The sequence below is a fragment of the Acinetobacter terrae genome (assembly GCF_013004375.1).
GTDB lineage: Bacteria > Pseudomonadota > Gammaproteobacteria > Pseudomonadales > Moraxellaceae > Acinetobacter > Acinetobacter terrae.
The window spans coordinates 45,282-57,604 of sequence record NZ_JABERI010000012.1 but is presented as its reverse complement, the minus strand read 5'-3'; the positions used below and the strand labels follow the sequence as shown (position 1 = coordinate 57,604).

General features: G+C 38.1%; 12 protein-coding genes and 1 pseudogene. 3 read left to right on the top strand and 10 right to left on the bottom strand.

The features are described from left to right. Positions 1-79: 79 nt before the first annotated feature. From HLH14_RS15825 to HLH14_RS06555, 3 genes are all read right to left on the bottom strand, one after another. On the bottom strand, positions 80-220 hold the full coding sequence (locus HLH14_RS15825; RefSeq protein ID WP_212815881.1) for a hypothetical protein: 141 nt from the start codon (positions 218-220) through the stop codon (positions 80-82). Between the two features lie 318 nt (positions 221-538). After that, the gene (locus HLH14_RS06560) at positions 539-1,069 is read right to left on the bottom strand and encodes a YaeQ family protein (protein ID WP_067724329.1); all 531 of its coding nucleotides are present in this window, start codon (positions 1,067-1,069) and stop codon (positions 539-541) included. A 42-nt stretch (positions 1,070-1,111) separates the two neighbouring features. Next, positions 1,112-2,143, bottom strand: coding sequence for a CobW family GTP-binding protein (locus HLH14_RS06555; protein WP_171532789.1), 1,032 nt, complete (start codon positions 2,141-2,143; stop codon positions 1,112-1,114). Positions 2,144-2,731: 588 nt separating this feature from the next. Between HLH14_RS06555 and HLH14_RS06550 the strand changes: the two are divergent. Then, positions 2,732-2,952 (top strand): annotated as a pseudogene (locus tag HLH14_RS06550) (hypothetical protein). A gap of 325 nt (positions 2,953-3,277) precedes the next feature. Then, positions 3,278-4,885 (top strand): bifunctional 3-(3-hydroxy-phenyl)propionate/3-hydroxycinnamic acid hydroxylase, encoded by a 1,608-nt coding sequence (locus HLH14_RS06545; protein ID WP_067723838.1) that lies wholly within the window; start codon positions 3,278-3,280, stop codon positions 4,883-4,885. A gap of 83 nt (positions 4,886-4,968) precedes the next feature. On the opposite strand, the gene HLH14_RS06540 is transcribed toward HLH14_RS06545, so the two are convergent. The 7 genes from HLH14_RS06540 to HLH14_RS06510 form a co-directional block, all read right to left on the bottom strand. Then, a complete protein-coding gene (locus HLH14_RS06540; RefSeq protein WP_067723840.1) occupies positions 4,969-5,583 on the bottom strand; it encodes a glutathione S-transferase family protein in 615 nt (204 codons plus the stop codon). 141 nt (positions 5,584-5,724) lie between these two features. After that, positions 5,725-6,618 (bottom strand): LysR substrate-binding domain-containing protein, encoded by an 894-nt coding sequence (locus HLH14_RS06535; RefSeq protein WP_086193704.1) that lies wholly within the window; start codon positions 6,616-6,618, stop codon positions 5,725-5,727. A gap of 12 nt (positions 6,619-6,630) precedes the next feature. Continuing rightward, a complete protein-coding gene (locus HLH14_RS06530; protein ID WP_067723836.1) occupies positions 6,631-7,821 on the bottom strand; it encodes an MFS transporter in 1,191 nt (396 codons plus the stop codon). 27 nt (positions 7,822-7,848) lie between these two features. After that, positions 7,849-8,418, bottom strand: a complete 570-nt coding sequence (locus HLH14_RS06525; RefSeq protein ID WP_067723835.1) for a TetR/AcrR family transcriptional regulator — start codon at positions 8,416-8,418, stop codon at positions 7,849-7,851. Between the two features lie 134 nt (positions 8,419-8,552). Continuing rightward, on the bottom strand, positions 8,553-9,074 hold the full coding sequence (locus tag HLH14_RS06520) for an acyl-CoA thioesterase (RefSeq protein WP_067723834.1): 522 nt from the start codon (positions 9,072-9,074) through the stop codon (positions 8,553-8,555). 367 nt (positions 9,075-9,441) lie between these two features. After that, on the bottom strand, positions 9,442-9,639 hold the full coding sequence (locus HLH14_RS06515; protein ID WP_086193707.1) for a hypothetical protein: 198 nt from the start codon (positions 9,637-9,639) through the stop codon (positions 9,442-9,444). Positions 9,640-9,967: 328 nt separating this feature from the next. Continuing rightward, complete coding sequence (locus tag HLH14_RS06510; RefSeq protein ID WP_067723833.1) at positions 9,968-10,960, bottom strand: patatin-like phospholipase family protein; 993 nt, start codon at positions 10,958-10,960, stop codon at positions 9,968-9,970. A 139-nt stretch (positions 10,961-11,099) separates the two neighbouring features. Here HLH14_RS06510 and chrA point away from each other — a divergent pair, with 139 nt between their 5' ends. Continuing rightward, positions 11,100-12,308 (top strand): chromate efflux transporter, encoded by a 1,209-nt coding sequence (gene chrA / locus HLH14_RS06505; protein WP_067723832.1) that lies wholly within the window; start codon positions 11,100-11,102, stop codon positions 12,306-12,308. Positions 12,309-12,323 lie beyond the last annotated feature (15 nt).

The window sequence follows — 12,323 nt, the reverse complement described above, 5'->3', positions numbered from 1 at the left end:
CCTAAACTGAGTACTAAATTTTCAATACTTAGTATAAACCCGATTCAAGCGGATTCTTTATGATTTAAGGTTTCAGTATTTAAAAACTAAGCTCTTGAATATTCGAATCGTTGAGTAAATAAGCGGTCAGTTTTTTATGATTTTCAGCTGAACCAATTAAAATCCAGCGTCCACTAATTCGATGTTCGGTTTTATGTTGCACACTGCGAACCACCTTCATGTCATAAGCCCTAAATAAATCTTCATATTGATCTAGAGTCTTGCATTGATCAGGACAAATAATTCGATGCTTGTATGACTCAGGGCTTCAATATGCTCCTGAACATAGATCAGAAAAATAAGAACGATCAGCACAATCAAAGTAGCAAACAGGCTTAACCGTCATAGCCTGCACCGCTAATGGCACCAATAACCCAGGGCTATAAGCAAACGATATAAATCAGGAGGCATGTATTTCCCCCTTCTTCATTTTTATTATTTTCAGGTATACGCAATTTTGTGATCAGGATGCAAGCCTAAACCCACATCCTGCTTATATTTACTGTAACTGTTCCCATTCAACCACGACTTGCGCATGCTCACCAATCAGCGTCCATTCACCATCCATAACGTTTAATTGTAACTGCATGGTGCGTTCGCATAATTGTGGCAGTGCATCTGTGGTTGCTGTAGAAAGCTTCCAGACTTGAACATTACTTAAAGTTTTTAATTTGCTGTTGCGCTTATACCATTCATCAACCGATGAACCATAGGTGACCACTGCAACTTGCTTACAACGGGCGCTGGCTTTTTTGACTTTATCTTCATCTGGACTACCCACTTCAATCCACTTGATCAGCTGACCGGTTAAGTCTTTTTCCCACAAAGCCGGTTCATCAGTTTCAAACAGATCTTTGGTAAATTCTAAAGCTTCGCCAGCAAAACGCGCATAGGCCAAAATACGCACCATCAAGCGCTCAATGGTTTCAGAGGGATGTAGAGCCATCGTCAATTGATAATCAGCATATTGATGATCATCCATATTGGCAATATTCAAATCAGCCTTATAAATCGTTGCTTTAAGCGCCATAAAAAAGTCCTCAAATTTGGCGCTTAGCATATAAGATTTGGACTACTTTTGCTGAGTTGTTTTATCAGTTTCGCCCATATTCAGCTGACACTGAAATAATTGATCTTCAAAGTGTTGCCAATCTCGCTGATCTTGCACAATGATTTCAATGCGGTTATCAATGCCTTCTTCTGCAGACTGATAATTAAATTGATCTGGATTAAAATTAAAAGTTTTCCAACCCTGATTGGTATAAAAAATTCCTTTAATGCGAAGCCAATCCTTTTGCTCACAAAGCAAATCCAATAAAAGATAAAAATCGAATTGCCAACGCTTGGGTAGCTTCCAACCCGCCACACTATAGCCTTGAGTAGTCTCGACGTAATGATAAGGTAATTGTTTAATCTCTGGCAGACTTTGCCCGGTAGAAAATGTTTTTTGAATTTTCAGTAAGGGCTGAATCTTACGTTCAGTACCTACATACGGCAGATCAATTTGCTTAAGGTCAATTTCACCCTGCCCACTCATCAGCCAGATTTGCTGATAGGCTTGATATTCGCTCTTTAATGCTACCAAAGCCTGATCGTCTGCAAAATCCATGCGATCTGCATGAGAAACCACAATAATCTGCGCAGCTTTTAACTGATCTGCATACAGGTTTTGCTTGCTCCAATCTGCATCATGCAAACGCGAGCCATCCACCACCGTGACTAAGGCACGCATGGCAATACTCTTTTGCCAATGCGGTTCGGTAAGTTGTTCCAGTAATTGTGCAGGATGCCCCAAACCGGTCGGTTCGATAAATAATCGATCCGGTTTACTTTCCGACAATAATCGAGATAAAGCAATTTGCATCGGTAATTGACTGCTACAGCAAAGACACCCCCCCAATAACTCTTTGACTTCATAGCCTTGTGTTTGCGGCAACATCTGCTGATCTACACCAATTTGTCCGAACTCGTTCATCAGCACCGCCCAAACTTCATTTTCAGGTTTTTGACTGAGTAAATGCTTGAGCAAGGTGGTTTTTCCAGCCCCTAAAAATCCAGAAATGATATGCGTAGGGACAGCTTGTGTGGGAGAAATCAGTTTCAAAACTTACTCGCTATTCATTTGGTGGAAATCAATCAATGCAGTGGTAAGAGCAACTCACCTCAAAAATCTGCATATTGCTCCACTTTAATTTCTTCCTTGAGCTATGGCAACGTATTCACACTCTTTAAAAGGACTTACACAGCCTTATTATTAAATTTTACTTATATAAATGAATTAAATAATGAAATTAAACCTATCACTAACACGCTATTTTTACTGTATTAAAAGACCAAGTAGATGAAATACCTCATCATAATTTGAAAGATTTATTTACATTTAATACCAGAGCATAATTACTAAAAAATGATGATTCAGGCAGGTTTTGTTTGTTATTGGTGAAAAATAAGTCTTATAAAAGCCTATATAGAAATATCTACACACATTTTTCCGGCAATACTTTGAGCATTTTTTACACTAAATAAACAGTGAAGGTTTAGTTGTATTTCTCAGGTTAACCGGACTGTTTCACTTTGTTGCTTTGATTGCACCTCAATCCCATGCTCTTTAGCATGAGCTCTGTCCATATTTATGTGATGATAAATATAGACCCAATACAAATAATTTTTAAAGAATAAAAGGATGCTTAAAATGAAATTAACCCAAATATTACTTGCTTCTACTTTTACCATTGCTGCAGCAATAACTTTTGCTGCAAGTAATGATAAACAAAAAAAGAAGAAAAAGTGATTGTTTCTACCCAAGAACAACCTGAAGCTGCACCCTCTGAAAGTGCTGCAACCAAGCCAACATCAGCTCAACCTAATTCAGAAGGCGCTATTGAAGAAGCAACTGCTAAACCTGCTCAATAATACTCAAAAAGATCTCAATCAAATTGTTATCTCCACCTTGTTCACTCAAGTTAATGATTTAGAGATAAAAGCTGAATTATTTAAATAGTTCAGCTTTTTTATTTTTAACAAAGATATCTATAAATGATAGAAATAAATGATCATTGATTTAAAAAACCGTATAGTTAAATATCAATATATTTATTATCTTTCAATATCTTAATAAATAAATAGCATTTCATCTTTTTTATTTTCATTCAACATATCTACTATGGCATAGCTTGTTTAGACCCTCAATTTCACCGTTAATACACTTAAATGTGAATTGATTGAATGGACATTCGCTATGAGCAACAAAACAAATTACACCACTGAAGTGGCAATCTTGGGCGCAGGCCCAGTTGGTTTAACAATTGCGAACTATTTAAGCAAACAAGGTGTTCAAGTCACTATTATCGAGCAGCTGGATAGTTTGATTGACTACCCCCGTGCCATTGGTATTGATGATGAATCTTTGCGTACCATTCAATCACTTGGTTTAGTCGATCAAGTATTGCCGCATACTACACCAAACCATGCGATGCGTTTCTTGACCCCTAAAGGTCGCTGTTTCGCAGATATTCAGCCACTTACCCGTGAATTTGGTTTCTCACGTCGTAATGCATTTATTCAACCTCAAGTAGACAATGTCTTGCTGCAAGGTTTAAAACAATACGAAAAAACTGAAGTGCTTTTTTCACGTCAGCTCAATGAGTTTAGCCAAGATGCAAATGGCGTAACACTTAAGATTCAAGATAAAAACCAGAAAGAAGAAACTGTTCAAGCAAAATATTTAATTGCCTGTGATGGTGGCAACTCAATTGTACGTCGTACTTTAAACATTGCTTTTGATGGTAAAACTGCACCGAACCAATGGATCGTGATTGACATTGAAAATGATCCATTAGCAACACCACACATTTACTTATGCTGTGACCCAGTACGTCCATACGTGTCTGCTGCGCTTCCGCATGGTATTCGTCGTTTCGAATTCATGGTGATGCCAGGTGAAACTCAAGAAGAATTAAGCAAGCCAGAAAATATCGCCAAATTACTGTCTAAAGTCTTACCGAATGCTGAAAATATTGAAGTGATTCGTCAACGTGTCTATACACACAATGCACGTATTGCCGATAAATTCCGTGTCGACCGCATTTTACTTGCCGGTGATGCAGCGCACATCATGCCGGTATGGCAAGGTCAAGGGTATAATAGCGGTATGCGTGATGCTTTCAACTTGGGATGGAAAGTTGCACTGGTTGTCCAAAGTAAAGCGACTGCAGATTTATTGGACTCTTACCAAATTGAACGTAAAGACCATGCTAAAGCGATGATTGATCTTTCTGTGATGGCAGGTCACGTACTTGCGCCACCTAAAAAATGGCAAGGTTTTGTCCGTGACGGTATTGCCTTCGCATTGAATTACATTAAACCGATTAAACAGTATTTGCTTGAAATGCGTTTCAAACCTATGCCGAAATATAACGATGGTGCATTGCTAGCAGATGGTAAAAAAGAATCTCCAGTCGGTAAGATGTTTATCCAGCCACATTTGAAACTTGAGTCTGGTGAAAAAGTTTTACTGGATGATGTGATTGGCAACGACTTCGCAATTATTGCTTGGGGTGTTGATCCTCAATGGGGACTCTCAGATGCCACTATGCAAGTCTGGAAAAATTTAGGTGTTAAATTTATTCAGATCATTCCTGAAGTTCAATTCGGCAATGAAAACCGTAAGAAATTTGACGGCGTGATTACCCTTGGCGATATTGGTACCGATATCCGCACATGGTTTGGTAAAACGTCTGAATCGGTTGTGATTTTACGTCCTGACCGTTTTGTGGCCGCCCTTGCGATTCCACAAACCTTAGATCACGTCAGCCAACAGCTATTCAAAAAGCTACATGTAAAATAACAAATCAACTGAATCATATTTAGAGGCCTGACCACGCGAAAGCGTGGTCTTTTTTATTCAGTTTTTTCACTGTTCAAATAACATTAAGCATTTATTTTTTGAAACCACGGCACATCTTTCATCGAATCCCGGCTTCCGATGAGTTGAATAAACGGCTTAAATTCATCTAAATACGGTAAAATTTTAAAAGAAATTGCAAAGACCAACCAGTAAGCCAAATATAAATCTGCTGCCGAAATTTTCTCACCTAGTAAATACGGATTTGCCTGTTGCATGCCACTTTTTAGAAATAAAAAGACGCTGTCTTCATTCCCAAAGGTCAAACTGCTTCTTTTCGCTTCAATCTGTTCATTAGAAATATGAAAGCCTTTTATATCCATATATTCAGTCAAAGGACCATGACAAAAGAACATCCATTTCAAATATGCGCCACGCTTGGGATCATCCAAGGCGGGTGCCAAACCTTGTTCAATATATTTATCTGCCAGATAGGTAAATATGGCTGCAACTTCTGAAATCACGATACCCTGATCCACCAGACAAGGGACTTTCCCCATTGGATTAATGCTGGAATATTCAGCTTGATGCATCTCTTCATAAGGCACTTGAATCTGTTCAATCTGGTCTTCAATACCCAGCTCTTTCAGCAAAGGCAGAAGCGTCATTCCACGTGATTGTGAATTGTTATACAGCTTCATCATTTTTGTTCGACCTGTCTTGTTGTTTTAGGTTTTAAGTATAAATCGTTTTAGATGATGTGTTGATTATTGTTATGTGAGGCATGACTTTGACGACGATGCTTTTACTTAATGAAAAGCATCGTGTGATAGAGATAATTTTTAAAAGAAACCCATATAAAATTGTTCTTTTAAGATTTTCAAAATCAGTTCAATCACTTCATTTTTTTGACCTTTACGGTAACTTACGTACAGGTCAATCATCGGTAAAGGCTCAATGGTCTTTTTCACCACAATTTTGTCGCCCAACAATGGAATGACATAGGCAGGCACCAAGCTCCAGCCCACTCCCATTCCGACTAAATTGACATTCAATAAAATATTGGTGGATTGCTGCACCACATTGACATTCAATTTGGACTGCTTAAAGAAGTCGGTAATAATTTTATGCAACTGAGGTGAAGCAATTTCATCACTAATAATAAAATCCTGGTTGTTAAAACTCTTGATACTGACGTGACGTTGCTCGGCAATCGCTGAATCTTTTGGAACAATTAAAGCCAAAGGCTCACTAAAAATTTGTACATGCTCAAGTTCACTGGACTCATCAATATAGCGAGTAAAAGCGATATCAATATCGCCTTTCTTGAGTGCCTTGAATTGATTGGCATCGGTCATACTGTGAAAGTTGATTTTAATTTCTGGAAAATGCACCCGAATATTCGGCATGATATAGGGGAATATTTTCATTTCAGCTACAGGCACAAAACCAATATTCAATTGGTCTTTATTTAAATTAGCAATTTGACGTGCATCCTGAATGGCTTTTTCAGCATGTTCCAAACTTAATAGTGCTTCTTTTAAAAATGCTTTACCTTCTTCTGTCAGTTCGACTTTACGATTCGATCGAACCAGCAATTGCACCCCAACTTCCTGTTCAAGATCTTTAATCTGCTGGCTTAAAGATGGCTGTACCGTGCACATACGTTGTGCAGCTTTAGTAAAATTCAGCTCTTCTGCCACTGCAACAAAATAGCGTAAATGACGTAATTCCACAGCCGTACCTCTTTATTTGGGTTGTTTAAGTGATGCTGAAACGGTGTATTTATAGACACCTAAAGTTGCCACAGTAATGACCGCACAGAATAGATAAGTCATTTGATAACCATAATAGGCAATGATCAGACCCAGAATCACTGAACCAATCGCCATACCTAAATCAAATAAGGTGAAGAAGGTCGAGATTGCATGTCCCATTCGCTGTTTAGGCACAGACTGAATCGCCAGAGTTTGAAAGCATGGAAATAATGAGCCATAGCCAATCCCAATAAATATAGCAGATAGCCAAAGAATCCATTGGTTTGAAACAAAGCTCACCACCACCAAACCTAAAGCAAAGAAAATAAACGAAGGATAAATGACGGCGCTGGCCCCTTTACGATCATAAACTTTCCCGACCCAAGGCCGTACTACAATCATGGAAATTGCAAATACAATAAAAAAGAGACTGGTATAGGCCAGTAAATCCTTGGATTCACTATAAGCAGTAATGAAACTCATAATGCTGGAATAGGCAAATGCAGTCAGTAAGGCCACAAAGCCAATTGGAACTGCACGAATTTCAATAATGTCATGAAAAGCTAAAGGTTTTTCTTCTACTGTGTTGGTTAACTTGTCGAGTTTATTTTCTTGTACCGGAACCATCAAACAGAACATAAAGCCCAGACAAATTACGGCAGTCAATATTGCAAACAAGTTGATAAAGTCAGTAAATTGCAGCACGGTTAAGGCAATCAATGGTCCAAATACCACGGCAAGGTTGGTCGACATCACGAAATAGCCCATCCCCTCGCCCTTACGATGATCAGGAATGAAATCATTGGCAATCGGCACGGTCACGGTAGTCAATATGCTAAACCAAATTCCATGGATAAAACGAATCACCAATAAAGCCCACATGCTATCGGCAAATAAATAGCTAAAAGCAAAAAGGACAAATAAAAACTCGGAACCACGAAAGGATATTTTTTTCCCTAATTTTTCGACAATCAGTCCAGAAAATGGGCGAACTGCAATTGAAGAGATCAGAAATAAAGTCAGTGCCAAACCTGCTTCTTTGACCGTTCCACCTAAATTTTTCATGATATAAATCGGTAAAATGGTCAGTAGCGCATAATAATAAGTAAATAAAAACAGGTTATTGAACAGACACAATATGAAAGAGCGATTCCATAAGCGCTCGGTGTTCGGGGTAGTCATAACGATCAACTTTCTGTGTAGCCATGGCTACTTTTGAACAAGAGCGGGTTGCATAAGTAGATGCACTAGATTTTGAATGTAGCTTTCATCGGGCATGCGATTGAAGAAAATAATTTGATAATGTATCGGCCCATACAGTGCATCCAGCATCAGCTCAAAAGGATAGTCAGCAATAATTTCATGCCGTTCAATTGCAATTTGAATCAGCTTACGGGTTTGCTCACGGCGTGGTAATAAATACTGTTTAAAGAATTCACCCGCAGCTTCGCGATGCTCTGCCATCACCACCAACAAGGCTCGACCAACAGGATGATTCAATGCATGCGATAACTTTAAAAGTTGCTGATTGAGATTAAATTCCAGACTTTGCTGAAAATCCAGTTCAAATACTGAAGCGGTTTGTGCTTTGAAAGCATCAAAGACCAAATCAGACTTATGCTTCCACCAGCGATAAATCGTGGATTTCCCGACCCCTGCCCGTGCCGCAATATCTTCTACAGTCAAATGACTGTAGTCATATTCTTCTAATGCTGTGATTACAGCTTTCAAAATACATTGCTTACGGCGTGAAGTTTTCTCTACCTCTACGTCAGTCATAGCACCACCAAATAAAACGAAACGATACGTATCGTTTTATATTATGCCGATTTAATGCTGCTGTATAGACCAGAAGCACATTTTCATATTAAAAAAAAGACCGCTTCAAAGCGGTCTTTTTCATTCAATACTGATTAGCATTGTGAAGTTTTCTTATAAATACTGCATGATGGATGATGACTTTCTTGTAAACGTGCCACTTTACGATGCTCTGCGGCTTCAAAACGGCAACGTTTCCAGTCATTGTCTAGCTTTAAGGCAGGAATTTGTTTGGGTTTGCCCTCTTCATCCACAGCGACCATGGTGAAATAGCAACTATTGGTATGACGTACAGTGCGCTTTTGAATATTCTGCGCCTCTACACGAATCCCGATCTCCATAGAGGTACGCCCGACATGGTTGACACTGGCAAGGAAAGTAACAAGTTCACCGACATGAATCGGTTCTTTAAAATTGACTTTATCGACCGACAAAGTGACCACGTAGCTACCAGAATAACGGCTGGCACATGCGTATGCGACCTGATCCAACAATTTTAAAATTGTTCCACCGTGAACATTACCTGAAAAATTTGCCATATCTGGAGTCATTAAAACCGACATAGTTAATTCAGACTGGTCATCTAATGCTGGAGCAATTTGATCTAATGGGGACATCGCGTTCTCTAGACTCTTGGATAGACAATAGTATTTAGTCATTATTATATCGTTTTTCTACGAAATAGAATGTCCAAATCGGCAATAAAATCATCATTATTATTTATAGTGATTTCACTATCATTCAAAAAAATATATATCAATCTGTTTAATACACTGTATCTGCTATCTTTTTAATTTATTGCGGTTTTTATAGAATAAATACTCAAAAATATGATTACAAAAAATACATCAGCATTCATTTAAAAGCATTCCATTTTAAATGAATGCTGTGGTTAGTCTGATGAAGACTCAATGCAAATCCATTTGCAGATATTATTTTAAGGATTTAATTGCTCAAAAATAAAATACAGCCTATTAAATAAAATTACGAAGCGATTTTACGCAACATCTCTTTGGAAATATTGCCGTAACTGAGCACATTCTGCTGATCAAGCTGTGTTTCGATACTAAAGGTACCGTCCGCATTTTCTGCAATCACAGTAAAAACAAGATGTTCCATAGTAGCCATTTTGACTTTATGCCCGATGCTAATTTTTTCTATATTCATACTGCTGTTATTCATTTAACTATCCTTACAGAAATATGTTTTGATATCGACTTTAATGAAATGAAGTTTATTGACTTTCCACCTAGCGGTAAACTTAAATCATTGAACAAAAACATATTAATATAAAAATAATATAGTATGAAACTTTTAGCCACTTAATTGATTTTATTCAGCAATATCAATTGATTAATTAATCTTTACAATAGAATCGACCTTAATTAGCTCATTGATTAATCAAAATAAAAATATTCATGACACTATTGAAAGCAGGAACAAGACTTCATCCAGTAAAAAATTTATGCCTTGTTCTTGGTTCACTCATCATTTCAGTTAATTTATAGCTTCAATCATGCGCACTCAATTGTTGAATTTTATTCAGTGGTGAATAGTGCTTTTGATTGAATACTGTTGAAATGGCATTTAATTGATTTTGTGCTGCTTCAGCGCCCGCTCGCATGGTCATTTCACGACCTTTGACATCAAAAATATGTGCTTTTTCTCTTAAATCGGGCTGAATCACAATATCTGCATGTTTAAGTTCTTCTCTGGCCAAATGGTTCTGCATGATATTAATATTTTGGTTAAACAAGCCCCAAACATTGCTGGTTTCAGTATTCACCGGTTGAGCCAGAATATCGACTGCAATAATAATATCTGCACCTAGCTCACGCGCGACATTAACAGGTACAGGACTGACCAAGCCGCCATCTACATATTCATCTTTACCAATTTTAGTGGGCACAAACATACTTGGAATAGATACGGAAGCACGTACTGCTTGCCCGGTGTTGCCATAATTAAAGACCACTTTTTTGCCTTCTTTTAATTCTGTCGCCACTACATACATGGGCGTTTTAAGCAATTCCAACGGTGTATTATTGACTTGCTGATTAACGTAGTTTTCAACTTTTTTGCCGTCAAAAAAACCTTTCATATCCAGTTTTACATCACGGACATCATTGGCTTTCATATTTAAAGCAATTTCACGCAATTCATCCGCGGTTTTGCCGCTGGCATAAATTGAACCCACAATACTTCCTGCGCTGGTACCGACAATAAAATCAGGATGAATGCCTTGTTGTTCTAATACCTGAATGACACCAATATGTGCATAGCCGCGTGCCCCACCACTACCCAGTACCAAAGCTACAATCGGACGATTTTCCTGTTTTTTTAATTTTTTAAAATCAATGCGGTCAGCATGTACTTGTGCATCTACACTTGGGGATTCAGATAAGCCTGTAGAGCCAACAGTAAGCTTAGAGTGTGGAACACTTTGGCATCCCACTACACTTACTACCGCTAAAGCAATATAACCAAATTTGATATTTATCATGAATCACCCAAAGATTAATAAGCTTATCTTTTAAAAGTCGTACAGTTTAAGAACTATATGTTTTTCACATTGTAGTATTTCGTTAAACTGCCATCGAAAAATATTAGACTTTAAAAAATTGACCCTAGTGAAATTGCCAATGCCATCTCTTCATTATCGCACTATTTTTCTGATTTTTTTAAAATTAGGTTGTCTGGCATTCGGTGGTCCCGCCGCACATTTGGTCTTTTTTCATCAAACCTTTGTAAAACAATTAAATTGGTTAGATGACCAGCAATATGTCCAACTGGTCGCATTGGCACAAATTTTACCTGGACCGACCAGTAGCCAAGTTGGTTTAGCCATTGGCTATGTGAAAAAAGGCTATTGGGGTGCCATACTCGCATGGCTGGGTTTCACTTTACCTTCTGCACTACTGATGACCCTAGTGGCACTATTAGGCAAACAATTTTCCCCACTGCTTTCTTCAGCCTTTTTTCATAGTATTCAATTGATTGTTTTGGCTGTGGTGACATGGGCTTTCTGGCAAATGCTACGAAGCTTTTGTACCAAACTTTGGCAATACATTTTAATGCTCTGTTCCACCCTATTTATTTATACTGTTTCACTGCCGATGAATCAAATCATTGTGATTTTTATCGCGGCATTGTTGGGGATATTCTTCGCACAAAAAAGTATTCCCACAAAAGAAAATAAAGTGGAAACCTCTTCTTTAACAGACGCTATTTCTTCTACAAAAAGATCATATGCTTATCTGTGGTTAGTGCTTTTTATTCTGCCTTTCTTTATCTTTTCAGTTCTGAACTGGCTACACAGCAGTGTGTTCAGTCAAAGTGTTGAAAGTTTTTATCGTACAGCTTCGCTGGTGTTTGGTGGTGGTCATATCATTCTGCCTTTTTTACATCAGGATTTCGTTGCCACAGGTTTACTTTCAGCAGAAAAATTCGATTTAGGTTATGCCTTTGCTCAGCTGATGCCAGGTCCTTTATTTAGTTTTGCCAGCTATATTGGTGCGTTAACACCTTTAACCCCATTTCCTGTACTTAATGCAGGTATTGCTACCTTGGCTATATTTACTCCTTCCTTTTTGCTAATTTTTGGAACCCTGCCTTATTGGTCATGGCTGATGAATCAAACTTATATTCGTCATGCGGTAGTTGGTATCAATGCGGCGGTAGTTGGATTGCTCCTGTGCATGGTTATACAAATGGCGCAGCATTATATTGTACAGCTGACTGATCTTTTATTTGTAGTAGTGGTCATTGGATTACTTAAAACCAAACTTCCCGTCTGGTTGTGCCTAATTGGCAGTTGCATAGGCTACCAACTTATCCTGACTTTTTTATAATATTCAGTACTAAAA

Coding starts and splice junctions, on each gene's coding strand:
- HLH14_RS06530 (WP_067723836.1), bottom strand. CDS start 7,821: ATGACTACCCCGAACACCGAGCGCTTATGGAATCGCTCTTTCATATTG.
- HLH14_RS06540 (WP_067723840.1), bottom strand. CDS start 5,583: ATGAAGCTGTATAACAATTCACAATCACGTGGAATGACGCTTCTGCCT.
- HLH14_RS06520 (WP_067723834.1), bottom strand. CDS start 9,074: ATGTCCCCATTAGATCAAATTGCTCCAGCATTAGATGACCAGTCTGAA.
- HLH14_RS06510 (WP_067723833.1), bottom strand. CDS start 10,960: ATGATAAATATCAAATTTGGTTATATTGCTTTAGCGGTAGTAAGTGTA.
- HLH14_RS06515 (WP_086193707.1), bottom strand. CDS start 9,639: ATGAATAACAGCAGTATGAATATAGAAAAAATTAGCATCGGGCATAAA.
- HLH14_RS06560 (WP_067724329.1), bottom strand. CDS start 1,069: ATGGCGCTTAAAGCAACGATTTATAAGGCTGATTTGAATATTGCCAAT.
- chrA (WP_067723832.1), top strand. CDS start 11,100: ATGCCATCTCTTCATTATCGCACTATTTTTCTGATTTTTTTAAAATTA.
- HLH14_RS15825 (WP_212815881.1), bottom strand. CDS start 220: ATGAAGGTGGTTCGCAGTGTGCAACATAAAACCGAACATCGAATTAGT.
- HLH14_RS06545 (WP_067723838.1), top strand. CDS start 3,278: ATGAGCAACAAAACAAATTACACCACTGAAGTGGCAATCTTGGGCGCA.
- HLH14_RS06525 (WP_067723835.1), bottom strand. CDS start 8,418: ATGACTGACGTAGAGGTAGAGAAAACTTCACGCCGTAAGCAATGTATT.